General features: G+C 34.5%; 25 protein-coding genes. 13 read left to right on the top strand and 12 right to left on the bottom strand.

Annotated features, from left to right (window positions below; all coding sequences use genetic code 11):
- Window positions 1–42 precede the first annotated feature (42 nt).
- Window positions 43–1,095 (top strand): thiamine-phosphate kinase, encoded by a 1,053-nt coding sequence (thiL, locus tag H7350_RS04400; protein ID WP_204344648.1) that lies wholly within the window; start codon window positions 43–45, stop codon window positions 1,093–1,095.
- Here thiL and H7350_RS04395 read toward each other — a convergent pair.
- The 3 genes from H7350_RS04395 to H7350_RS04385 form a co-directional block, all read right to left on the bottom strand.
- Window positions 1,076–1,342: a hypothetical protein gene (locus H7350_RS04395; protein WP_204344647.1), complete on the bottom strand. Its 267-nt coding sequence runs from the start codon at window positions 1,340–1,342 to the stop codon at window positions 1,076–1,078. The two genes, thiL and H7350_RS04395, sit on opposite strands and share 20 nt — an antisense overlap.
- A 74-nt stretch (window positions 1,343–1,416) precedes the next feature.
- Complete coding sequence (locus H7350_RS04390) at window positions 1,417–1,683, bottom strand: hypothetical protein (RefSeq protein WP_204344646.1); 267 nt, start codon at window positions 1,681–1,683, stop codon at window positions 1,417–1,419.
- 64 nt (window positions 1,684–1,747) lie between these two features.
- Window positions 1,748–2,521 (bottom strand): alpha/beta hydrolase, encoded by a 774-nt coding sequence (locus H7350_RS04385; RefSeq protein WP_204344645.1) that lies wholly within the window; start codon window positions 2,519–2,521, stop codon window positions 1,748–1,750.
- A gap of 36 nt (window positions 2,522–2,557) precedes the next feature.
- On the opposite strand from H7350_RS04385, the gene brnQ reads away from it, so the two are divergent.
- Window positions 2,558–3,886: a branched-chain amino acid transport system II carrier protein gene (brnQ, locus tag H7350_RS04380; protein ID WP_204344644.1), complete on the top strand. Its 1,329-nt coding sequence runs from the start codon at window positions 2,558–2,560 to the stop codon at window positions 3,884–3,886.
- 6 nt (window positions 3,887–3,892) lie between these two features.
- Here the strand turns inward: brnQ and H7350_RS04375 are convergent, their stop codons facing one another.
- The 3 genes from H7350_RS04375 to H7350_RS04365 all read right to left on the bottom strand — a co-directional run bounded on the left by H7350_RS04375 (window position 3,893) and on the right by H7350_RS04365 (window position 6,115).
- Window positions 3,893–4,375 carry a hypothetical protein gene (locus H7350_RS04375; protein WP_204344643.1) on the bottom strand — a complete coding sequence of 161 codons (483 nt, stop codon included), beginning with the start codon at window positions 4,373–4,375 and terminating at the stop codon, window positions 3,893–3,895.
- A 64-nt stretch (window positions 4,376–4,439) separates the two neighbouring features.
- On the bottom strand, window positions 4,440–5,729 hold the full coding sequence (locus H7350_RS04370) for an aminopeptidase P family protein (protein ID WP_204344642.1): 1,290 nt from the start codon (window positions 5,727–5,729) through the stop codon (window positions 4,440–4,442).
- An 86-nt stretch (window positions 5,730–5,815) separates the two neighbouring features.
- A complete protein-coding gene (locus tag H7350_RS04365) occupies window positions 5,816–6,115 on the bottom strand; it encodes a hypothetical protein (RefSeq protein ID WP_204344641.1) in 300 nt (99 codons plus the stop codon).
- A gap of 186 nt (window positions 6,116–6,301) precedes the next feature.
- Here H7350_RS04365 and H7350_RS04360 point away from each other — a divergent pair, with 186 nt between their 5' ends.
- The 7 genes from H7350_RS04360 to H7350_RS04330 all read left to right on the top strand — a co-directional run bounded on the left by H7350_RS04360 (window position 6,302) and on the right by H7350_RS04330 (window position 15,838).
- Window positions 6,302–9,142 (top strand): WD40/YVTN/BNR-like repeat-containing protein, encoded by a 2,841-nt coding sequence (locus H7350_RS04360; protein ID WP_204344640.1) that lies wholly within the window; start codon window positions 6,302–6,304, stop codon window positions 9,140–9,142.
- A gap of 38 nt (window positions 9,143–9,180) precedes the next feature.
- On the top strand, window positions 9,181–10,050 hold the full coding sequence (locus H7350_RS04355) for a hypothetical protein (RefSeq protein WP_204344639.1): 870 nt from the start codon (window positions 9,181–9,183) through the stop codon (window positions 10,048–10,050).
- Between the two features lie 95 nt (window positions 10,051–10,145).
- Window positions 10,146–10,832: a succinate dehydrogenase cytochrome b subunit gene (locus tag H7350_RS04350; RefSeq protein WP_204344638.1), complete on the top strand. Its 687-nt coding sequence runs from the start codon at window positions 10,146–10,148 to the stop codon at window positions 10,830–10,832.
- A 14-nt stretch (window positions 10,833–10,846) separates the two neighbouring features.
- On the top strand, window positions 10,847–12,844 hold the full coding sequence (locus tag H7350_RS04345; protein WP_204344637.1) for a fumarate reductase/succinate dehydrogenase flavoprotein subunit: 1,998 nt from the start codon (window positions 10,847–10,849) through the stop codon (window positions 12,842–12,844).
- A gap of 26 nt (window positions 12,845–12,870) precedes the next feature.
- Complete coding sequence (locus tag H7350_RS04340) at window positions 12,871–13,227, top strand: hypothetical protein (RefSeq protein WP_204344636.1); 357 nt, start codon at window positions 12,871–12,873, stop codon at window positions 13,225–13,227.
- A 13-nt stretch (window positions 13,228–13,240) separates the two neighbouring features.
- Window positions 13,241–13,987, top strand: coding sequence for a succinate dehydrogenase/fumarate reductase iron-sulfur subunit (locus H7350_RS04335; protein ID WP_204344635.1), 747 nt, complete (start codon window positions 13,241–13,243; stop codon window positions 13,985–13,987).
- 81 nt (window positions 13,988–14,068) lie between these two features.
- Window positions 14,069–15,838 (top strand): MutS-related protein, encoded by a 1,770-nt coding sequence (locus H7350_RS04330; RefSeq protein ID WP_204344634.1) that lies wholly within the window; start codon window positions 14,069–14,071, stop codon window positions 15,836–15,838.
- 57 nt (window positions 15,839–15,895) lie between these two features.
- Here H7350_RS04330 and rpmA read toward each other — a convergent pair whose 3' ends face one another.
- The 3 genes from rpmA to H7350_RS04315 all read right to left on the bottom strand — a co-directional run bounded on the left by rpmA (window position 15,896) and on the right by H7350_RS04315 (window position 17,425).
- A complete protein-coding gene (rpmA, locus tag H7350_RS04325) occupies window positions 15,896–16,156 on the bottom strand; it encodes a 50S ribosomal protein L27 (RefSeq protein WP_204344633.1) in 261 nt (86 codons plus the stop codon).
- A 43-nt stretch (window positions 16,157–16,199) separates the two neighbouring features.
- Window positions 16,200–16,892: a 50S ribosomal protein L21 gene (gene rplU / locus H7350_RS04320; protein WP_204344632.1), complete on the bottom strand. Its 693-nt coding sequence runs from the start codon at window positions 16,890–16,892 to the stop codon at window positions 16,200–16,202.
- Between the two features lie 77 nt (window positions 16,893–16,969).
- The gene (locus H7350_RS04315; protein WP_204344631.1) at window positions 16,970–17,425 is read right to left on the bottom strand and encodes a DUF4199 family protein; all 456 of its coding nucleotides are present in this window, start codon (window positions 17,423–17,425) and stop codon (window positions 16,970–16,972) included.
- Between the two features lie 220 nt (window positions 17,426–17,645).
- Here H7350_RS04315 and H7350_RS04310 point away from each other — a divergent pair, with 220 nt between their 5' ends.
- A complete protein-coding gene (locus tag H7350_RS04310) occupies window positions 17,646–18,980 on the top strand; it encodes a M16 family metallopeptidase (protein ID WP_204344630.1) in 1,335 nt (444 codons plus the stop codon).
- A gap of 13 nt (window positions 18,981–18,993) precedes the next feature.
- The gene (locus H7350_RS04305) at window positions 18,994–21,042 is read left to right on the top strand and encodes a M16 family metallopeptidase (protein ID WP_204344629.1); all 2,049 of its coding nucleotides are present in this window, start codon (window positions 18,994–18,996) and stop codon (window positions 21,040–21,042) included.
- 52 nt (window positions 21,043–21,094) lie between these two features.
- On the opposite strand, the gene H7350_RS04300 is transcribed toward H7350_RS04305, so the two are convergent.
- On the bottom strand, window positions 21,095–21,973 hold the full coding sequence (locus H7350_RS04300) for a DMT family transporter (RefSeq protein WP_204344628.1): 879 nt from the start codon (window positions 21,971–21,973) through the stop codon (window positions 21,095–21,097).
- A 93-nt stretch (window positions 21,974–22,066) separates the two neighbouring features.
- Between H7350_RS04300 and H7350_RS04295 the strand changes: the two genes are divergently transcribed.
- On the top strand, window positions 22,067–22,579 hold the full coding sequence (locus H7350_RS04295; protein WP_204344627.1) for a heavy-metal-associated domain-containing protein: 513 nt from the start codon (window positions 22,067–22,069) through the stop codon (window positions 22,577–22,579).
- Between the two features lie 47 nt (window positions 22,580–22,626).
- On the opposite strand, the gene H7350_RS04290 is transcribed toward H7350_RS04295, so the two are convergent.
- Entirely contained in the window at window positions 22,627–23,097 is a 471-nt protein-coding gene (locus H7350_RS04290; protein WP_204344626.1) for a CYTH domain-containing protein, read from the bottom strand.
- 33 nt (window positions 23,098–23,130) lie between these two features.
- Between H7350_RS04290 and dinB the strand changes: the two genes are divergently transcribed.
- Window positions 23,131–24,240: a DNA polymerase IV gene (dinB, locus tag H7350_RS04285; RefSeq protein ID WP_204344625.1), complete on the top strand. Its 1,110-nt coding sequence runs from the start codon at window positions 23,131–23,133 to the stop codon at window positions 24,238–24,240.
- Here dinB and H7350_RS04280 read toward each other — a convergent pair.
- Window positions 24,237–24,896, bottom strand: coding sequence for a hypothetical protein (locus H7350_RS04280; protein WP_204344624.1), 660 nt, complete (start codon window positions 24,894–24,896; stop codon window positions 24,237–24,239). The genes dinB and H7350_RS04280 overlap by 4 nt on opposite strands.
- Window positions 24,897–24,920: the final 24 nt, after the last annotated feature.

Raw genomic sequence — 24,920 nt, 5'->3', positions numbered from 1 at the left:
AAATCCATACATTGCTTTAAAAAAAGCTACTATTTTTGCAGAATGATAGAAGATAAAAATCAATCGCGCACCTCATTAGAGCAATTAGGAGAATTTGGTCTCATAGAGCATTTAACCAAGAATTTTGACATTAAACACAAATCTACAGTTAAAAGCATAGGTGATGACGCCGCAGTTTTAGACCACAAATCTAAACAGATAGTTGTCACTACCGATTTACTGGTTGAAAATGTTCATTTTGACTTGAGCTATGTACCACTAAAACATTTAGGTTACAAAGCTGTAGTTGTTAATTTGAGTGATGTGTATGCTATGAATGCTGAGGCAACTCAAATTACAGTATCAATCGCTGTTTCTAATCGTTTCCCGCTTGAAGCTCTTGAAGAATTATACGCTGGAATTGAAACCGTAGCAAAAATTTATAACATAGATGTGATTGGTGGTGACACAACCTCATCAACAACTGGATTAATTATTTCTGTTACAGCCATTGGAGAAGTAAATAAAAAAGACGTGGTGTATCGCAGTGGTGCCAAGCCTAATGATTTATTAGTTGTTACTGGAGATATTGGCGCTGCCTATATGGGATTACAAGTACTAGAACGAGAAAAAGAAGTGTTTAAGGTCAACCCTCAAAATCAGCCGGATTTAGATCCTTATACCTATATTATTGAGCGCCAATTGAAACCTGAAGCCCGAAAAGATATTGTCGCACTTCTAAAACAATTAGAGGTCAAACCAACAGCAATGATTGATATTAGTGACGGATTGTCGTCTGAGGCCATTCATCTTTGTAAGCAAAGTGATGTAGGTGTTGAAATTTATGAAAATAAAATTCCGTTAGATCCGCAGGTTATTTCTACTTGTGAAGAATTTAATATCGATAGTACTACAATAGCTTTAAATGGTGGAGAAGATTATGAGTTATTGATGACTATTTCTCAACAAGATTTTCCAAAAATAAAGGGCAACCCTAACTTAACTGTAATTGGGTATATAACTGAAAAAGAAAGAGGAATGCACCTAATCACCAGAGGCGAACAAGTTGTTCCTATCATTGCAAAAGGTTGGAATGCTATGAAAAATGAGGCGTAAAATCCAGCAAATTTTCTGTCGATTTTTCTGATGCCTGTCGTTTAATTCTGGATATGCGCTTATTGTGAATGCGCTCTAAAACTGAATTAATTTCTTTGTATTTAGGTGTCAAGAGGGTTAGACCACCATTTCCGCTCGTGGTTGCTTGTGATTTGCAGTGTGAGCATTTGTATTCTTTAACGTGATACGTTATATTTTTTGAGACTTCGTACTGATGCCCAAAAATTGAACAATAGAGACTTTTCACCTTTTATGGTTTTAGATATTAAATTAGAGGATGCTTAAATATAAAAAATCATCTAATAAGGTGAGAATTTTACACTAATATATCGACGAACTGAGCGTTTTACTCTTTAAACGCATCATTCTGCGTGTATAAATGTCTTCTAAAATGGCATTTATTTCTTGATATTTAGGTGTTAACTCGGTAAGTTTTCCGTTCCCATTTGTAGTTAGTTGGCGTTTACAACACTTACAAGTGTACTCTTTTACGTGAGATGTTACTTTTTTAGTCATTTCGTATTTATGACCAAAAATGTCGCAGTAAATTCTTAACGGACTGGATGTCTTTGTAGTAGCTTTTTTCATGGCTCTTAGATTTGGGGATAGTAAACTTAGAAAAAAAAGTTAATAATTAGGTTTAAAAGTATTTTTATTCGACGAAATGTTTAATTAAGTAAGATAATTCCTTCTTATTTTCAATATAACTCATATGTCCTAAAGACAATTGCTCGCAAACAATAGACGTCTCTTTAGTCTCATTTAGTATACGTTCACCATTTACAACTGGATCTTTTTTTCCAATTATTATAAGTTTTTTTGCATTCCAAGTTTTAAAGAACTCCAATTTATTCTTTCTGCTCATCATCCCTTCTTGTGCAGCTAAATAGCCTTGTAACGGTGTTTTCAACGCTTGAGCCAAAGCGTCTTCTAGTGCTTTTTTATAGAGTACTCTACTGTCATCAGAAAACAAATTAGTAAACGAAAGTCGCACTAAATTTTCATAACTCGTTTTTGCTATTTTATTAGCTCTTTTCCGAAGGGTTTTACGTTCATCATCATCTGCTTCATAAGTAGAATTCATCAAGCACAATCCTAATATTTGTTTAGGCTGTTTTTCAGCAAGCTCTAAGGCTACATAACCTCCCATTGAGTGACCAATAACACTATAACTTTGTATTTTTAAATGAGATAAAACAGCTAAAACCGTATCTGCCATCATACGCATTGAGTGCATATAACCCAGACAACCCGTTTTACCATGCCCAAGCAAATCGATACAGATTACCCTGTGATTTACAACCAGCATAGATTTAATGTCTGTCCACATTGTAGAATTTTCAAGAAACCCATGAAGCAATATTATAGCTTTTCCTTTTCCTTCATCTTCATAAAAAACAGGGATGTCTTTGTATTGTAAAATCATAATTATACTATATTAGACAAATATAAAAATCATATAATGAATAAAACTAAAGACCTATTTATAACGAGTTTCGCTCTTTTTTCACTCTTTTTTGGTGCTGGAAACTTATTGCTACCTCCTCTTTTAGGTTATAATGCTGGAGACAATTGGTTTTGGGTCGCAATTGGTTTTATGATTACTGCTGTAGTTATTCCTATCATTGGCATTTTAGCACATGCTAAATTACAAGGTACTTTATATGATTTTGGTAAAAAGGTATCTCCTAAATTCAGTTTGATCTATTGCATACTTATTTACATCATTGCAGTAGCAATTCCTTCGCCACGAACTGCTGCAGCAACTCATGAAATTGCCATACATCCTGTTTTTGAAACTAGCCCATTATTAACAAGTACCATTTATTTTGCATTGGTCCTAGTTTTTGTACTCAATCGTTCAAAAATCCTAAGTTTTATTGGTAAATTCTTAACTCCTTTAATTGTAATAATGCTGTTAATGGTTATTGGTATTGGTTTATTTTCTTCTGAAATGAGCACAAGCATATCTCAATTTGAAACACCGATGGTTGCTGGGATTTTAGAAGGCTATCAAACCTTTGATGCTATTGGTGCCGTAGTTGTTGGAGCTGTGATTATAATTTCAATTAACCTAAGACATAAAGGGAGTTTTGAGGATAAGAAAACTTTAATTGCTAAGTCGGGCTGGATTGCTGGTTTAGGACTATTTATTATTTATGCCGGACTTATCTCAGTTGGTGCATATTATGGTTCTGAAATAAATATCAACGAGAATTTAAGCAGTGATATGCAACGTGCAAATTTACTTCGCGGAATTAGTATTGCCGCTTTGGGCAACTTTGGCAATACAGTGTTGAGTATTTTAATTTCACTGGCATGTTTTACTACTGCAATTGGAATTATTGCCGGAACAGCAGATTACTTTAAAGGCTTACTGGGCAACTCGCAACTTGTATATATATGTACTGCTATTATTGCCTGTGTTTTTGGAGTTATTGTAGGTCAACTGGATTTTCATTCAATCATTATTATTGCCATACCGGTTTTATACTTTATATATCCTATCACTATTGTACTGATTTTACTCAATGTGCTACCAAAGCAATATTCAACTCCTTTTGTATTTAGAGCCGTAGTTATTGTGACATTTTTATTTAGCATTCCAGATGTTTTAGGATTTATAAGTCCTTCAGACAGCTTAAGCAAACTTATTAGTCACATCCCCTTAGCAAAGCATAATTTAGGTTGGGTAATACCTGCACTACTAACGTTGGTCATTTCCATCTTCAAAAAAAGCATCAAGCATAGAATAAAAAAAAGTCGCAATGATAAACATTGCGACGCTTAAGTTTTTTTATAGTTTTCTTTTAAAGATATAACGCGTAATAAAAATGCCTTGACCATCATCGCCTCCAGCATCGCTTTCGACAGCACTGGTAACAAAAGCCAAATCCCATCCTTCGGCCAGCATAGCTGTAAGTTTTGATGAAATAACCGCATCATTTGCCGCGATATTCTGAAACCTAATACCGCCAAGATTATAGAAGTTTAATAGTTTAGTTTCTTCAAAATCTTTAACTCGAATATCTTTTCGTTTAGATTTGTTTCTGGTATTATCATCTTCAGTTTGTTCAGAAGTAAACTCTTTAAAATCTCTATCTTCATTTGCAGAAATCAATCTCGAACGACCAAGACCATTGGGCACAATGGACTCTACACTTGTAATAACTTTAACTTCCCAGTTAGAATGAGTTGCTGCTTCTACATGTTGTTCTTGAGCCTTTAAACTTAGTATTGAACACACTACGGTCAGGCATAATATAATTACGTTTTTCATAATTTATGTTTTGAAGGTTTATATTATATAACGACGAACCCCTAAATTTGTAACAAGAAAGCGGTTAATTCATCAAATCTTCAATTTCATCAGCTTCAATAGGGATGTTACGCATCAGGTTAAATGGCTCTCCTTTTTCTTGAATAACCACATCATCTTCAAGACGAATACCAAAACCTTCTTTAGGAATGTAAATACCTGGTTCAACTGTAAATACCATATTAGCTTGCATTGGTTCGGTTAAAATTCCGTAGTCATGTGTGTCTAATCCAATATGATGAGAGGTACCATGCATAAAGTACTTCTTATAGGCAGGCCAGTCTTTATTTTCATTTTGAACATCTGCTTTATCTAATAAGCCCAAACCTAATAACTCAGAGGTCATTAATTTTCCTACCTCAACATGATAGTCTGCCCAAATTGTTCCTGGAACCAAAAGCTTAGTCGCTTCATTTTTTACACGGTTTACAGCATTATAAACTGCTTTTTGTCTATCGGTAAATTTTCCAGAAACAGGTATCGTTCTAGACATATCACTCGAATAATTGGCGTATTCTGCAGCGACATCAAATAGAATTAAATCACCTGCTTTACATTGCTGGTTATTTTCAATATAGTGCAATACATTAGCATTATTTCCAGATGCTATAATTGGAGTATAAGCAAACCCTTTGGAGCGATTGTTTAAAAACTCGTGCATAAATTCGGCTTCAATATTAAATTCCCAAACATCGGGTTTAACGAAGTTTAAAATACGCCTAAACCCTTTCTCTGTAATATCACAGGCTTTCTGCATTAAATCAATCTCAATTTGATCTTTAACTGAGCGTAAACGTTGCAATATAGGGTTGCTTTTAGCTACCGAGTGAGCAGGATATTTGTCTTTTAGCCATTTGGTAAATCGATCTTCTCGAGTTTCAGTTTCAACAGATGCTCGATAATGTTCATTTGTATTAATATAAACCGTATCGCATTGTGTCATCAGTTCAAACATGATTTTTTCCATATCCTGAAGCCAATACACCGTTTTAATTCCAGAAGTTTCGAAAGCAGCTTTTTTAGTTAACTTTTCACCTTCCCAAACTGCAATATGTTCGTTTGTTTCTTTTAAGAACAAGATTTCTCTATGCTTTTCTTTTGGACAATCAGGAAATAAAACGAGTATACTTTCTTCTTGATCTACACCACTTAAATAAAAGATATCACGATGTTGTTCAAAAGGCATCGTACTGTCTGCACTTATAGGATAAATGTCATTAGAATTGAAAACCGCAAGACTACTTGGTTTCATTTTTGACATGAAATTTTTTCGGTTTTTTATAAAAAGCTTAGAATCTATTTTATGGTATTTCATCTGTATAATTTTGAAATGTAAAGTTAAAAATAAAAAAGGCGTTCTACATATTAGAACGCCTTTTTTTAATGTGATTGCTATCTTAATTATTTACTCATAGCATTCTTTATCATACCTACAATAGCCATGACAACGCCTCCTCCAACACCACCACCTGCAACGCTAGATAGGATACTTGATAAGTCCATGCTCGTTGATGCTTCAGCAGCTTCAGCACCTCCCAATCCTAACATTCCTAGAAGCTGACCACCTAGGCCTCCTCCTAAAATTCCTAAAATTGAATTTCCAAGTGTTCCTAAGGAAAACTTCTTCATTAATGATCCCGCAATATTTCCACCTACGGCACCACTAACTAACTGAATAATTAAGGGTAAATACTCTTCCATTTTAATATAGTTATTAGTTAATATTTTGAAAAGTAGTAAATTTTTTAGTTAAAAAAATACAAATAATGTATTTTAATTAACATTTACTAAGATTAATGTAATTGTGCTTTAGCCTTGTTTAATTATGGCAGTATATCCATCACCAATATTTATTACCTTTAGACCACATTATTAAACCAACTCATCATGTTAAAAAAAATATGTTTTCTATGCTTTACAGCTACGCTTTTAATTCAGGCACAACAACCCTCAACGACTCCTCAGGTTGTTGAAAATGCACTCATCAAAAAAACAGAATTAGCAAAATCATCTTTAGTCAAAAATGTAATATTTGAAAACATTGGACCAACCGTAATGAGTGGTCGAGTTACTGATTTGGCTGTCAATCCTGAAAATCCCACTGAGTTTTATGTAGGTTATGCTTCTGGAGGCGTATGGCACACCAAAAATAATGGGACAACATTTACTCCAATTTTAGATGCTTCGGAAACTCAAAATGTTGGAGACATCGCTGTCGATTGGAAAAACAACACTATTTGGGTCGGAACTGGAGAAAATAACGCTTCGCGATCTAGCTACGCTGGAATTGGTATTTTAAAATCGACAGATAATGGTAACACATGGCAAAATATGGGATTGAAAGATTCGCATCATATTGGTCGCATTTTGATTAATCCTAATAATCCGGATGAAGTTGTTGTTGGTGTTACTGGTCACTTATATTCTCCAAACCAAGAACGAGGCATCTACAAAACCACAGACGGAGGAACAACTTGGTCCCAAAAACTATTTGTAGATGATAGTAGCGGAATAATTGATGTTCAAACCAATCCAAATAATTTCAATATCATGTTTGCATCGTCTTGGAGTAAAGACAGAAAAGCTTGGAATTTTAATGGTAGTGGAGCAAATTCGGCAATTTTCAAAAGTACTGATGCTGGTAATACCTGGACTAAGGTGTCTACCGAAAAAAGTGGTTTCCCAACAGGAAATGGCGTTGGAAGAATTGGTCTAGCCATATTTGACGATAATATCATTTATGCTATACATGACAGCCAGTTTCGTAGACCTTCCGAAGGCAAATCAAATAGTGGCTCAAACATGTTGTCAAAAGATGATTTTAAATCCATGTCGAAAGACGATTTTCTAAAACTTGATAACAAGAGATTAAACGCATATCTAAAAACAAATGGTTTTCAGGAAAAATACAGAGCAGATAACGTTAAACAAATGGTTAGAAGCGGAAATGTAAAACCAATTGATCTTGCAAAATATTTGGAGGATGCCAATTCAATGCTATTTGACACACCTGTTATTGGTGCTGAAGTCTACAAAAGCACCGATGGAGGAATGACTTGGGAAAAAACACATGAAGACTATCTCGATGATATTTATTACAGTTATGGTTATTATTTTGGACACATTTATGTCGCTCCAGATAACGAAAATAATATCTATATCTATGGTGTGCCAATTGTTAAATCAAAAGATGGCGGGAAAACATTCACCTCTATTAGTGCTGAAAATGTTCATGCCGATCATCATGCCCTTTGGATCAATCCAAAAAATCCAAACCACCTTATTAATGGAAATGATGGCGGTGTAAATATTACTTATGATGATGGTGAGAATTGGATCAAAAACAATTCACCTTCAGTTGGTCAATTTTATGCTATTAATGTAGACAATGCTCAACCGTATAACGTCTATGGTGGTTTACAAGATAATGGTGTTTGGGTTGGTCCAAACAACGCTCGAGAAGACAAATCATGGCATCAAAGTGGTCAGTACGCTTGGGAAAGTATCATGGGAGGCGATGGTATGCAAATCCAGATTGATAGTCGGGATCACAACATCGTATATACTGGGTTTCAATTTGGAAATTATTACAGAATTAACAGGAGTACCGACGAATTTAAACGATTCGATATCAAACATGAATTAGGAGAAAATCCCTACCGCTTTAATTGGCAAACACCTATTCTTCTGTCACCTCACAATCAAGATATTTTGTATTTAGGCGGAAATAAACTTATGCGATCTATGAATCAAGGGGACGATTGGACAGCCATTAGTGATGACTTGACGAAAGGCGGGAAAAAAGGAAATGTTGCCTATGGCACACTAACTTCAATTAGTGAATCCCCATTTCAATTTGGGCTAATCTATGCTGGAAGCGACGACGGACTTATTCATGTGACAAAGAATTCAGGAGGGAGCTGGACAAATATTTCAGCAACTTTACCAAACGATTTATGGGTTAGTCGTGTTATTGCCTCTCAACATAAAAAAGAACGTGTCTATGTAACTCTTAATGGTTACCGATGGGATGATTTTAAAGCTTATGCCTATATGAGTAATGACTACGGAAATACATGGACATCTATTAGTTCTAATATTCCAGCCTCACCTGTTAACGTGATTAAGGAAGATCCTGAAAATGAAAATATTTTGTATTTGGGAACAGACAATGGAGCTTATGTCTCATTTAATAAGGGTCAAAACTGGGACGTATTTAGTCATGGATTGCCTAATGTAGCCTATCATGATATTGTGATTCAACCTGATGCTAAAGACCTATTGTTGGGCACACACGGACGAAGTATCTATAAAACTAATATTGCGCCACTACAACAAATGGATGCGACTATGACTTCAAAAGCTATAACACTTTTTGATATTAAAAACACAAGGTTTTCGCCTCGCTGGGGACGTTCTTGGAGCAAATGGAGTAATGCTTTTGAACCTAGTGTAGACATTCCTTTTTATTCTAACACTTCAGGAAAAAAAACAATTAAAGTTGTATCTGAAAAAGGTGCTGTATTAAATGAAATGAACGTTGAAAGTGATAAGGGATTTAATTATGCATCGTATGATCTGACACTTACAGAAAAAGGACGAAAAGCTTTATTAAAAGAAAATACTAGCATAGAGATTAATGCATCTGAAAATGGAAAATATTACATCCCAAAAGGAACTTATACTGTCCAAATAGGTGATGAAACAACCTCTTTTGAAGTAAAATAACTTACTGTTTTATGAGTTATAATATAAACTCTAAACCTATGAAAGTAATCAAACTAATTGCTCTTTTGAGCTTTGTATTTGTACTGAGTTGTAGTGAAGATCAAGACGATTCACCTCAGCCTGACAGCCCTAACTTAATTATCAAATTTAAATTTGATGCTACCCAAGAACGCTTAGGAAACCTTGGGGAACCTGTATCTGTTGCTACCGGAAATGCCGCACAATCACCTTCGATAAATAGAATGAGTGCCAATTATATTGAATTTGCTCCAACAGCAACAACCGCATTAGGAACTGGTGAAATTATTTTTGAAGGCGATGAAACCACAACTGGAGGTGCACAAGCTATTAATTTTCAAAACGCCAATTTTGCAGGACATGATGAAACGTTTTTAACGATTCCTCTCAGTCAGGTGTCATCTGGAAATTATGAATGGGTTAGGGTATCTTTAGCTTATCAAGAAGGTACGATCGACATCTTATCCAATGGTCAAGATATTACAGGAACCTTAGCCAGTTTTGTTGGATACAACTCTTACATTACCTCATTTGACCTTAATGGAAGTACTATAGAAGTAAACGGTAACCAGGCGCAAGGATTTTGGGCGTTTGAAGCTTTAGGCTTTACTACACAAGGTCAAGCTCCTGAAGGGGCTACTACAGTTCCTAATCCATTATTTAATTCATCACCTATTCCTCAAGGATCCTGTGTTGTGACCGGACAATTTGAAAATGGATTAACGGTTACTGGTGATGAAACTGAAAACATCGTCGTAACACTTTCGTTTTCAATAAATAATAGTTTTGAATGGACAGAAGTTACTACCGATGGCAAGTATGAGCCAGAAATTGGTGAACAGGTTGTAGATATGGGACTTCGAGGCTTAATTCCAAGCGTGTCTAATTAAACCCATTCTAAATAGCTAAAATAAAAGCTAAAATTTGTTACGCATCTCTCTGAGTCTTATCTTTGTTGTACAACAAATAATTAACTACAATTATAATGAGCGGAATTTTTAGTTCGTCGATCGGAAGAAAGTTTGCCATGGCACTTTCGGCACTCTTCCTCATGTTTTTCATTTTACAACATTTTGCAATAAACGTTCTTTCAGTTTTTAGTGAAAACGCGTTTAACGAAGCATCACATTTTATGGGCACATTTTGGGCTGTACAATACCTCTTACAGCCTGTACTTATATTTGGTGTTATTTTTCATTTTGTGATGGGCTTTATTTTAGAAATTAGAAATAACAGAGCCCGAGCAATCAGTTATGCTAAAAATAATGGTGCGGCAAATTCCACTTGGATGAGTAGAAATATGATTTGGAGTGGCGGTTTTATTTTAGTGTTCTTAGTGATTCATTTTATTGATTTTTGGATTCCAGAAATCAATACAAAATACATTGCAGGCGATATGTCTGGATTGGTAGATCCTAATGTTGCTGATAGTGGTTACAGATACTATGAAGAATTAGTTCATAAATTTGAACCGATATGGAGAGTTGCTCTGTATTGTATCGGATTTATTTTCTTAGCGCTCCACTTATTACATGGGTTTAACTCAGCATTTCAGTCGATTGGAGCAAACAACAAATACACGAAAGGATTAAAAGGGTTTTCAAAAGTTTATGCAATTGGTATTCCGCTAGGTTTTATTTTTATTGCATTATTTCATCATTTTAATCACTAAAAACACATCTAAATATGGCTTTAGATTCTAAAATACCTAAAGGACCACTTGCTGATAAGTGGACGAATCATAAAAATTCAATTAACCTTGTTAACCCAGCAAACAAACGTAATATAGACGTTATAGTTGTTGGAACAGGTTTAGCTGGTGGCTCTGCTGCTGCTACATTAGCAGAGTTAGGTTATAATGTCAAGGCTTTTTGTTTTCAGGATTCTCCTAGACGAGCACATTCTATCGCTGCACAAGGAGGAATCAATGCTGCAAAAAATTATCAAGGTGATGGTGATTCTACCTATCGCTTATTTTATGACACAGTAAAAGGAGGTGATTATCGCTCACGCGAAGCCAATGTCTACCGTTTAGCCGAAGTTTCAGCAAATATTATTGACCAATGTGTTGCACAAGGTGTTCCGTTTGCACGTGAATATGGTGGTTTGTTAGACAACCGTTCGTTTGGAGGGGTTTTGGTATCAAGAACCTTTTATGCTGCTGGGCAAACAGGTCAGCAACTCTTATTAGGTGCATACTCTGCTATGAATCGCCAAATTGGTCGTGGTAAGATAAAAATGTATAACCGTCATGAAATGTTGGATGTTGTTATCGTTGACGGAAAAGCCAGAGGAATTATAGCGCGTAACTTAGTTACAGGTGAAATTGAAAGACATTCAGCACATGCTGTTGTATTAGGAACAGGAGGTTACGGAAATGTATTCTTCTTGTCTACAAATGCTATGGGATCTAATGTTACTGCAGCATGGAAAGCTCATAAACGTGGTGCTTTTTTTGCAAACCCTTGCTATACTCAAATTCACCCAACATGTATTCCTGTATCTGGTGACCATCAATCTAAATTGACTTTGATGTCTGAATCACTTCGAAACGATGGACGAATTTGGGTTCCTAAACATAAAAAGGATGTTGAAGCTATACGTGCAGGAAATTTAAAACCAACACAATTAGCCGAAGAAGATAGAGATTACTACTTAGAACGTCGTTATCCTGCATTTGGTAACCTGGTTCCTCGTGATGTAGCCTCTCGAGCTGCAAAAGAACGTTGTGATGCTGGTTATGGTGTTAATGCAACTGGTGAAGCGGTTTACTTAGATTTTGCTTCTGCATTTATGCGCTACGGAAAAGAACAAGCTCATGTTAGAGGTCTGGATGAAAACGATGAGGCTCTAGTGAAAAAACTCGGACAAGAGATTGTGAGAGAAAAATATGGAAACCTTTTCCAGATGTACGAAAAAATTGTAGATCAAAATCCATATGAAACGCCAATGATGATTTATCCTGCTGTACATTACACTATGGGAGGCATTTGGGTAGATTATAATTTACAAACAACTGTTCCTGGCTTATATTGCATTGGTGAAGCTAACTTCTCTGATCATGGAGCTAACCGACTTGGAGCATCTGCCTTAATGCAAGGTTTAGCCGATGGTTATTTTGTATTGCCATACACTATTGGAGACTATCTTGCAAATGATATTCGTACTGGTCCTATTTCAACTGATAGTAAAGAATTTGACGAAGCTGAAAAGAGCGTTGTTGATAATATCAATCATTTGATCAACAATAACGGAACACATCCTGTTGATTATTTCCATAAAAAACTTGGAAAAATCATGTGGAACAAATGTGGTATGGCTCGTAATGCTGAAGATTTAAAATCGGCTATTACTGAAATCGCTGAATTGAGAGCCGAATTCTGGAAAGATGTTCGTGTTCCCGGCACTGCAAATGAATTTAATGAAGAATTAGCGAAAGCTGCTCGTGTTGCCGATTTCCTTGAACTCGGAGAACTATTTGCTAAAGATGCTTTACAAAGAGAAGAATCTGCTGGAGGTCACTTTAGAGACGAATACCAAACTGCTGAAGGTGAAGCTATGCGTCGCAAAGAATTTCAATACGTATCGGCTTGGGAATACAAAGGCGAACCAAAAGACGCAGTATTACATAAAGAAGACCTTATTTATGAAAATATTGAAGTCAAAGAACGAAGTTATAAATAATATTAACTAACCTAATCAACTGAATTATGAATAATAATATTTTAAAATTAAAATTAAAAAGAATAGATCCTGTAAAATATGCTACAGTAGCAACATTAGTTTACCTTCTCATATTACTTATAGTTTATGTACCTCTAATTCTTCTAGCGTCTTTAGTTGGTGGAACAAATGACATCGCTGCAGGTGCTGCAATGTTAGGTGGAGGAATTATCGGAATTATTTTTATGCTGATAATTGTTGGTGTATTTGTTTTTATAATTACGCTAATTGCTTGTTCTATCTTAAACTTTATTTTAAAGAAAACTGGTGGTATTGATATCGATTTTGAGAAAACCGGTCTAGAAATTTCTCAAATTGGTCAAGATCATAGAATAGAATCTTAAAAAAACATTTGTTATGAATTTAACATTGAAAATCTGGCGACAAAAAAATGCTAACGATAAAGGTAACATGGTAGACTATCAAATTAGTGATGTCTCTCCTGATATGTCTTTTTTAGAAATGTTAGACGTTTTAAATAGTCAGCTAATTACTAACGGAGACGATCCTGTTGCTTTTGATCACGATTGTCGTGAAGGTATTTGCGGAATGTGCTCATTATATATTAATGGAGAAGCTCATGGACCTGATAGAGGTGTCACAACCTGCCAGTTACACATGCGTAAATTTAAGGATGGCGACACCATTTATATTGAACCGTTTAGAGCTAAGGCCTTTCCTGTCATTAAAGATTTAGTTGTAGACAGAAGTTCTTTTGATCGCATCCAGCATGCTGGTGGATTTATCTCTGTTAACACTTCAGGAAACACCATTGATGCTAACGCTATTCCTGTCAACAAACATGATGCAGATGATGCTTTTAGTGCTGCCACTTGTATTGGTTGTGGTGCTTGTGTAGCGAGTTGTAAAAACTCTAGTGCTATGCTATTTGTTGGAGCAAAAGTATCTCAATTTGCATTGTTACCACAAGGACAAGTCGAAGCTACTGATCGTGTTTTAAATATGGTTAAGCAAATGGATGAAGAAGGTTTTGGTAACTGTACAAATACTGGCGCCTGTGAAGTAGAATGCCCTAAAGGCATTTCTTTAGAAAACATTGCTCGTATGAATCAAGAGTATTTAAAAGCTTCTCTAAAAGGCTAATCTAACCAAATTCTAAATATATTTTAAGCCCAAGTTGTAGTGACTTGGGTTTTTTCGTTTCTTTATACTTCAAACAAGAACATGGATACTCCCTTATCATTTTATAAATCCGAAATAACAAAGCACCAAACCGAAGTAAACACACTTCAGAAAAGAATTCTACTATTAAGTACGTTGCGCTTATCAATATTTATTGCAACCGTAACAGGCATATATTTAACACGTACAAATTGGCAAATCGCTACTGTTATTGGCATTACTGGATGTATTGTATTTCTATTCTTATTATCCAGATATACCGACATTAAAGCTAAACGAAAACTACATCAAGCCCTTTTTCAAATTAATCAAGATGAGTTGAAAATTGCTGATGGCGATTTTCATGACAGAGATACAGGTTTACACTATCAAGACCCAAATCACTTTTATAGTTTAGATATCGATCTCTTCGGAAAAGGATCCTTCTTTCAATACATCAACCGAACCAGTACTGCCGAAGGTCAAGAACAACTTAGCAAAGCACTGAAATCCAATCAAATTACACATATTGAAGATCGTCAGAACTGTACCAGAGAACTGTCTAAAAATATCAAGTGGGCGCAACGTTATGCTGCTACTGCGAGTTTGATAGAAACTGAAACACCAGCACCAACGATTATCCAATGGTTAAAAGAACACAAATCCAAACTCCCAAAACGTATGAAATGGCTACCTTGGCTGTTCACTTTGGTTTCTGCAAGCTTATTGGTATTAGCACTTTTTAAGTTACTTGATATTAGCTTTTTTGGTTATTGGTTATTTGCAGGTTTGATGATTACTGGATCGTATTTAAAACCCATCAATACTTTAGCAACAAATTCAGATAAAACAAAAGAGACCTTTAAACAGTATGCCTCGCTTTTACTTCAAATTGAAAATCAAACGTTTGAATCTGCATTACTTTTAGAAAAACAACAGCAAATTCAATCTGAAGACAAAAAAGCATCCGAAATATTTTCTGAATTCTCAAAGCATCTGGACGCTTTAGATAACAGGAATAACTTGATAGGAGCCATATTTGGAAACGGATATCTCTTATCAGATATTAAAAATGCGTTTAAGGTCGAGCAATGGATTGCCCAATATGGTCATAAAGTTGAAGACTGGTTTGAAGTCGTTTCCTTTTTTGATGCTTATAACAGTTTAGGGGTTTATGCATATAATCATCCTGAGCATGTTTTTCCTGAAATATCAGAAGGCAATTCGGTAATCAAAGCAACATCGTTAGGTCACCCTTTACTTAAGCCTGCCAAACGGATTGACAGCGATATGACGATAAATAATCAAGAATTCTTTATTGTTACTGGCGCAAATATGGCAGGAAAAAGTACCTTTTTAAGAACAGTGTCTTTGCATATTGTCATGGCAAATGTAGGTTTACCTGTTTGCGCTTCATCCAGTACATATTCACCTGTTAAGTTAATTACAAGTATGCGTACTAGTGATTCACTAACTGATGACAGTAGTTACTTCTTTTCTGAGTTAACACGATTAAAATTTATAGTAGATGCTATTGAAACAGAACCTTATTTTATTATACTGGATGAAATACTAAAAGGCACCAATAGCACAGATAAGGCCATAGGTTCACGAAAATTTGTTGAAAAACTGGTTGCAGGCCATACTACAGGAATTATTGCAACACATGATTTGAGTCTTTGTGAAATTTCTGAAGAACTCCAGGAGGTTAAAAACTATTATTTTGATGCCGAAATTGTTAATGATGAACTCTATTTTGACTATAGGCTAAAAAAAGGCATCTGCCAAAATATGAATGCAAGTTTTCTACTGAAGAAAATGGAGATTGTATAAAACAAAAAACCCATCCTTTTCAGAATGGGTTTTAAAAATTTTAGAGATAAAATTCGATTAAGCTTCAAAAGGCTCAATAGAAACAAAAGACTTACCATCTTTTTTCTTAGTGAATTTTACTACACCATCAACTTTAGCATGTAAAGTGTGGTCTTTTCCGCCATACACATTTTCACCTGGGTGATGTGTATTACCTCTTTGTCTTACGATAATGTTTCCAGCGATTGCTGCTTGTCCTCCAAAAATCTTAACACCTAAGCGTTTCGATTCTGATTCTCTACCGTTTTTAGAACTACCTACTCCTTTTTTATGAGCCATTGTCTTAAGGTTTTATATTGTTATACTTAAGTGTTATTGAAATTTATTTTTCAATACCACCATCTAATCTGTCTTGTAATTCTTTAAGCTCGTCCCACTTACCATCAGCAGCTAATTTAGCTTGCTTTGGCCAAGTATCAGTAACGATGTGTGCTAATCTTGAACTTGCTTCAGATAACACAGCGCTTAATTCTTCTGGTTTTGCTTTTGCAACTTTAGCAAAAGTTTCATATCCAGCATTTACCAATGCTTCAGCAGCTTTTGGTCCAGCACCTTCAATTTTCTTTAAATCGTCGGCCTTTCCTGTCGCTTTTTTAGCTGCAGCTTTTGGTGCGGCCTTTTTAGCTTCAGTTTTTGCTTCTACTTTTGGTTCAGCTTTTTTAGTTTCTTTCTTTGGAGCAGCTTCCTTTGCTGGCTTAGCTCCTGAAGAAACGATAGATTCAATTACGATTTCAGATAAAGATTGTCTGTGTCCATTTTTTACACGGTAACCTTTTCTTCTTTTCTTTTTGAAAACTATCACTTTATCACCTTTTAGGTGCTTTAAGACTTTTGCACTTACTTGTGCTCCGTCTATAGCTGGGGCGCCTAAAGTTACATTGTTACCATCGCCTATTAAAAGAACGTTATCGAAAGAAACTTTCTTACCTTCTTCTGTTGCTAAACGGTTAACAAAAACTTTTTGGTCTTTTTCAACTTTAAATTGATGCCCTGCTATCTCTACAATTGCGTACATAGCGTAACGTTTTTATTAATTAATTTGTTCAAAAAATGAGTGCAAATATACGTCTAAATTCTTAATCTACAAACGATTTATGCTTTTTGAGAGATATTATAGCTTTTTTTGAAGAGTTGCATAAACGCTAATGACAGTACGACGGTAGATGCTAGTCCTTCAATTAGAATTATAAAAACCAGAATTCCTGCACCAGTACCATAGTTTTCAAACCATTCACCGAGAATCTTTTCTGTGAATGCTGGATCTAAATGAAACATGTAAATAGACATAAAAGCTGTAAATATTACTGTCGCAATAAACCCTGTGATTAGGGCAGTTTTCATCCCATTTATATATGAGAAATTAGTTCCTGAGATAAGTTTATAGTACTTTATAGCATAGTAAATTCCTGCACACATTGCTACGCCATTAAGCAAACGTAGCCATGGATTTTCGTGTAGGTTAAATAATCTCAAAATTAAAAAATAGGCTATTAAACTTATGGCGATAAACAGTCCGTATTTTAATGCAACCGAAAATGAAGTATTCATAACTTACTGTATTATAATTTGAAAGATTACTAAAGTTCGTGAAAAAAAAAGTCATATTCGCACTATTTAAGATTTTTTTTACATCAAAAACCATTAAAAAAGTAATGCTATTCGCTATTTTTGTGGAAATTGCGTGTAACATTTGGTATAAATATTACACTAATGTCACAAGTTGAATACAATTAAAACAAACTCACAATTAATTTAAAACGAACTCACAATGAAAAAATGCTTATTTCTTTTAGCTTCTTTGGTGTTTTTTGGCTTTACTGCCAATGCCCAAAAAGTTGAATTTGAAGAATTTGATTTAGATAACGGACTTCATGTTATCCTACACCAAGACAATACTGCTCCAGTAGTTACTGTTGGTGTTATGTATGATGTTGGAGGAAAAGATTTAGGAGGTAGCTCTGAAGCGCCTCGCACAGGTTTTGCTCACTTTTTTGAGCACCTATTATTTGAAGGCACTAAAAATATAGACAGAGGAGAATGGTTTACTATTGTATCTTCTAACGGTGGAAGCAATAACGCTAACACCTCTTTAGACAGAACGTACTACTACGAAGTGTTCCCATCTAATAATTTAGAATTAGGACTATGGATGGAGTCTGAGCGTATGTTACACCCAGTGATTGATCAAGTTGGTGTTGATACTCAAAACGAAGTTGTAAAAGAAGAAAAACGCCTGCGTTATGATAATTCACCTTATGGTCAGTTTTTATTTGCTGTAAGTGAAAATCTATTTAAAGCTCACCCTTATAAAAACAAAAACATTGGTGAAATGGCTGATTTAGATGCTTCTACTCTAGAAGAATTTCAACAGTATTTTAAAGATTGGTATGGTCCAAATAATGCAGCTTTAGTTGTTGCTGGAGATATTGATAGTGCTGAAGCTAAAGCATTAGTAGAAAAGTACTTTAAAGACATTCCTAGTCGACCAGTTCCTACAAGAAGTTTTCCAAAAGAAGAGCCGATCACTGAAACTATTAAAGCAAAATTTTACGATCCTAACATTCAAATACCAGCAATCATTACTGCTTACCGAACTCCTGGATTTAAAGATAGAGACGCCTATGTACTGAGTATGGTTTCAGCGTATTTAAGTGATGGAAAAACATCTAAGTTATACAAGAAAATTGTTGATGATAAAAAAATGGCTCTTCAGGTTGGAGCTATCAATATCGATCAAATGGACTATAGTATTTATGCCGTTTACGGACTTCCGTTAGGAGACACTTCATTAGAAGATTTACTTTCAGAAATTGATGAAGAAATTGTAAAAATGCAAAACGAATTAATTTCAGAAAAAGATTATCAAAAACTTCAAAACAAGTTTGAAAACAGATTTGTAAACTCAAATTCTAGTGTTCAAGGTATTGCGAACTCTTTGGTAAGAAACTATATGTTATATGATGATATTAATTTAATTAATAATGAAATAGAAATCTATAGGTCAATCACAAGACAAGAAATTCAGGATGTTGTAAAAAAATACTTGAATCCTAACCAACGTGTTGAATTAGAATACTTACCTAAAGAGAAAAGTGACAACTAAAAATTAAATGAAAATGAAATTAAAAATATCAGTATTAATAGTAGCATTTTTAATGTCGGCAACAACATTTGCACAGCTTGACCGATCACAAATGCCTGAACCTGGACCAGCTCCAAAAATCTCTTTAGAAAAACCTGAAGAGTTTAAATTAAAAAATGGACTAACCGTATTAGTGGTTGAAAACCATAAATTACCTCGTGTATCTTACTCTCTTACTATTGACAACAAACCAATGACTGTTGGTGAAAAAGCAGGTGTTGAAAGTTTAATTGGTGCAATGTTAGGTAACGGGACAAAGAATATTTCAAAAGATGAGTTTAACGAAGAAGTTGACTTCCTTGGTGCACGACTCAACTTTGGATTTAGTGGTGGTTTTGCTAGTTCATTATCAAAATACTCAGATCGTATTTTAGAATTAATGGCTGATGCAGCGATCAATCCTTTATTAACAGAAGAAGAATTCGAAAAAGAAAAAGCCAAACTTATCGATGGTTTAAAAACTGAAGAAAAAAGTGTAGATGCCGTTGCAGGTCGTGTTGGTTCTGCTTTAGCTTACGGAAAAAAGCATCCTTATGGCGAATTTACAACTGAAGAAACTGTTCAAAATGTTTCTTTTGGAGATGCTGTTGCCTTTTATGAAAAATATTTCAACCCTAACAATGCATATCTAGTAGTTGTTGGTGATGTAGAATATAAAGACGTGAAAAAACAAATTGAAAAGCATTTTGGTGCATGGGAAAAATCGGTAGGAATTGATTACACCGTTCCTAATGAAGCTCCAAATGCTCAGTATACGCAAATCAATTTTGTAGATATGCCTAATGCTGTACAGTCTAATATCTCATTAACTAATAATGTAGATTTAGAAATGAAAGATGATGATTACCATTCTGTATTAATCGCCAATAAAATATTAGGTGGTGGTTTTAACAGTTACTTAAACATGAATCTTCGTGAAGCACACGGTTATACATATGGTGCTCGTTCTAGTATTGGTACAGATAAATATGCGTCTCGTTTTAGAGCTGGTGCAGCTGTAAGAAATATGGTAACTGATAGTGCTGTGGTTCAAACCTTAAAAGAAGTTAACCGAATTAAAACAGAACCTGTAGAGCAAGATGCTCTTAAAAATGCAAAAGCAAAATATGTTGGTGACTTTGTACTCGCTTTAGAAAGTCCGCAAACGATTGCCAGATATGCATTAAATATTAAATTAAATGATCTTCCAGATGATTTCTATACAACGTATTTACAAAAAATAAATGCAGTTACTGCAGATGACGTTAACCGTGTCGCTAATAAGTACTTTAAAACTGAAAATGCACGTATCGTTGTTGTTGGTAAAGGAAGTGAAGTTTTAGAGAACTTAGAAAAAACAGGTATTCCAATTAAATACTACGACAAGTATGCAACTGAAACTGAAAAACCTAGCTATGAGATAGAAATGCCAGCAGATATGGATGCTACAAAAGTAATGCAGTCCTATATCGATGCTATTGGAGGAAAAGCAGCTTTAGACAAGGTTAACTCTGTTTATATGACTGCTGAAGCCGAATTACAACCTGGTGTGATGATGAATCTAGAATTGAAGAAAACATCTAAAAACCAATCAATGTCTGAGGTTACTGCAATGGGACAATCTTTTATGAAATCTGTTGTCGATGGTGAAGGTGGATATGTTGTTGTACAAGGGCAACGTAAAGATATGACTCCAGAGGAACTTAAAGACGCTGTAGTAGAATCATCGCCATTCCCAGAAGTAAACTACTTAAATGGTGGTGCAACTCTAGAAAAAATTGAAAACATTGAAGGACAAAATGCTTATAAAATTAATGTTGGAGATAATAAGTCGTTGTACTATAGTGTTGAAACTGGTTTAAAAATTAAACAAGTTGAAACGACTCCTCAAGGCGCACAATCTATGTTTTATTCAGAATATAAAGACGTAGGAGGAATTAAATTTCCATTTAAATTATCGCAAACTGCTGGTCCTCGTCGTTTTGATTTTAACGTTAAAGAAATTAAAGTTAATGAAGGTGTTAGTGATGCCGATTTTGACTAAATTAATAAGAGTTTAATTAAAAGAATCCGAAGTACAATTGCTTCGGATTTTTTTATGCTTTTTTCTTATTGGCAAGATACACACCAATCAGAATTATAACACTAGCAAAGATTTGTAAAAATCCAAATTCTTCACCATCTAACAAACCCCAAACTAGAGCCACAACAGGCATTAAATAGGTTACTGATGACGCAAATACAGGTGTAGAAATTTGAACCAAAGTATTAAATAACACTTTGGCAAGTGCTGTCCCAAAAAAAGAAAGAATAGTAACATATACTACTGACATCTTAAAATCTGGATGGCTATAAGTACTTTCTGAAAAAAAATCTGTAAACACCAAAATGATTATAGCCGGAAGTATAATGGCGACATAATTTCCTGTCGCTATACTTAAGGGTTTGACATTTTGAAGATACTTTTTAATAATGTTTACATTAAGCGCATACATTACGGTTGAAGCAATTACAAAACCTGCATAGAGGTAGTTTTGATTTGGGTTTAAATCTGCTCCTTTAAAAATCAAAATACTTGTTCCTATAAATCCAATAATAACTCCTAATAGCTGTCGTCTGGTAAAGCCTATTTTAAAGATTGCAAATCCTAATAAAATAGCATTCAACGGGACCAAAGAATTTAAAACAGACGTAATAGCACTGTCAATTTCTGTTTCAGCTATAGCAAAGAAAAAAGCAGGAATAAATGATCCTAAAAACCCAGACAGTATCACCCATTTCCATTCTCTTTTCTTTATAGATTTTAGACTATTTAAGCCTACCGAAAATAAAAAGATTCCTGTGATGATGGTTCGTAAGGCACCCAATTGGTAAGGTGTGAGACCGAGTAATGATTTTTTAATTAAAATGAACGAACTTCCCCATATAATTGATAAAGCAAGTAAGTATATCCATTTAATATCAGTTTTCCCCATATAGCTTCTAAACTAATTCACAAAATTCGTTAATTTTCATACAAGGAACATCAATATTTATTAAGTTTGTTCAAATTTATATTTAAAATAACTATGAAGACATTACAAAATTTATTAGCTATAGTGTTTATCTCTGTTGCAATGATTGCTTGTAAAACTGATAAAGAGCCAGAAGTAAAAACGGTAGAATCTAAAACTGAAATTAATACAAACGCTGCAAAAAAGCTAGATCCAAATGCTACATATGCTAAAGCAGAATTTGGTATTGAAGGTATGACATGTGCTATGGGTTGTGCAAAAACAATCGAAAAGAAAATCGCTAAAATGGATGGTGTAAAATCTGCTAAGGTAGACTTTGACAAAGAATTAGCTATGGTCGAATATGATGAAGCTATGGTAACACCACAAACTTTAGAAGAGGCTGTGGCAAAAGCTGGTGAGACTTACAAGGTAAAAGACATGAAAACAGTAACATCGTTTTCTGATGAAAAACATGATTGCGAAGCCAACTGTACTAAAGCTTGTTGTGCAGCTAAAACAGAGGATGCTAAGAAAATGGCTTGTGCAGATGACTGTAAAAAAGAATGTTGTGCTAAAAAAGCATAAGTTTTAAACACATACTTATACAAAACCACTTAAATCAAGTGGTTTTTTTATATCCAGGTGGTAAATGGGTTTTTACTTAATGTCGAATTGTAATAGCGTTTATCTCCTGTAACTTCTATACCTAACCATTCAGGTTTTTCAAACATCTCATCTTGATGTGATAATTCAACCTCAGCAAGAATTAATCCTTTATTGTCTTCAGAAAACACATCGACTTCAAATGTATGCTCGCCAACGTTAATGTCGTATCTAACTTTATCAATAACACCTTTTTCACACAATAGTAATAGCGCTTCAGCATCACGTTTTGAAATTTCCTTTTCCCACTCAAAACGTTTAAGTCCATCGTCTGTTGACTTACCTTTTACAGTTAAAAACCCTGTATCACCTCTTAATCGCACTCTCACTGTTCGTTCAGGATTTGTATTTAAAAACCCTTGAATAATTCTGGTTTTAGAGTGAGACTCTTTTTTAAAATCTTCTGAAATAACTAAAAATTTACGTTCTATTTCTATCATGAAAAAAAGACATTTAATGTCTAAATTTACACTATGCTAGACGATTTACCAATAAGAAAAATTATTCATGTCGATATGGACGCCTTTTATGCGTCTGTTGCGCAAATGGATAATCCCGAATTAAAAGGTAAACCTATTGCTGTAGGTGGTGGTGGGACACGTGGAGTCATTAGCGCTGCTAGTTATGAGGCTCGGAAATTTGGAGTCAAAAGCGCTATGTCTGGACGGTTAGCGATAAAATTATGTCCGGAACTCATTTTTGTTCGAACTGATTTTGCACGTTATACTGAAATATCTAAAAAGGTACGTCACATATTTTATGACTATACCGATTTGGTAGAGCCCTTGTCTCTTGACGAAGCTTATCTCGACGTTACCGAAAATAAAAAAGGAAATCCGAGCGCATCATTAATTGCTCAAGAGATAAGAACTCGCATTTTTAATGAGATTGGTTTAACAGCTTCTGCCGGAATATCTATTAATAAATTTATAGCAAAAGTTGCCAGTGACTACAATAAACCTAACGGACAAAAAACAGTTAACCCTGAAGAAGTCCTTCAGTTTTTAGAGGACTTAGATATTAGAAAATTTTATGGTGTAGGAAAAGTGACCGCCGAAAAAATGTATCAAAAAGGCATTTTTACTGGTAAAGATTTAAAAGCAAAGTCGCTAGAATACCTCGATGAAAATTTCGGAAAATCGGGACGCTACTACTATTATATTGTCAGAGGGATTCATAATAGTGAAGTAAAACCCAATCGCATTAGAAAATCACTAGCTGCCGAACGTACCTTTAGTAAAAACTTATCCTCGGAAATTTTTATGCTCGAAAAGCTAGATCATATTGCAGATGAAGTTGCAAAACGACTTTATAAAAGTAAGGTCGCCGGAAAAACAGTAACACTTAAAATTAAGTATAGTGATTTCACACTTCAAACCCGAAGCAAAACTTTACCTTATTTTATAAGTGATAAACATATCATTCTAGACACAGCTAAAGACTTATTGTATCAGGAAAAGCTTAATAATTCGGTTCGATTATTAGGTATTTCATTATCAAATTTAAACACGGAAATTTCAAAAAACAAAGCACAAAAAATTAAAGAAAAACCTGTGAGCGTACAATTGAAATTTGAGTTTTAAAGACTTTCTAAGTACGCTTTTATCTTAGGATTAACAGCAAGCTCTTTAGCTGTTTTACCATCTTTGTTTTTTATATCTGTTCTTACTCCAGCATTTTCAACTAAAAACCTTATCGTTTCTAAAAATGCATCATTTCCTTCAAAAACCTTTTCACATAAAGCATAATTCATAAGAATAGTATTTCCATTTGAATCTATCCAATTGAAGTCATAATCTGTTTTAGTAAGAGGTAATAATTCCTCCGACAGGCTCATGGCATAACATTCTTTACCATAGACTAACCGTCCTTCATTTTCTATCATTACTCTTAATAATACTTCATTCTTATCCGCTAGAAAAATATGAAGCATATCATTTTTTATATGTTGAGGTATATCTTGTTCTAAATAATAAGTAACTAATTCCTTTGAACCCGATTTACATATTGGAATATATAATTCTACGCCATAAACATTAAACTTTCCTCCGGAAGTACCATCATAACAATCTAAAAGTAGATCTCCTCCATTTTCAAGATAATTTTTCACGACTTCCAAATTACCTTCTTCAGCTGCTTTATAAACTTTTAATTCTTCTCTATTACACCTTTTATCGCAAGAAGAAAAAAACAATACAATAATTACAGGACTAATTTTTAGGAGGGTTTTTAAGTTCATCGAGTTTTTTTAAAATTATTTTAA

The organism is Psychroserpens algicola, assembly GCF_014526325.1.
In the GTDB taxonomy this organism is placed as follows: domain Bacteria; phylum Bacteroidota; class Bacteroidia; order Flavobacteriales; family Flavobacteriaceae; genus Psychroserpens; species Psychroserpens algicola.
The sequence above is the reverse complement of the archived record's forward strand: the minus strand, read 5'-3'. Positions and strand labels throughout refer to the sequence as shown.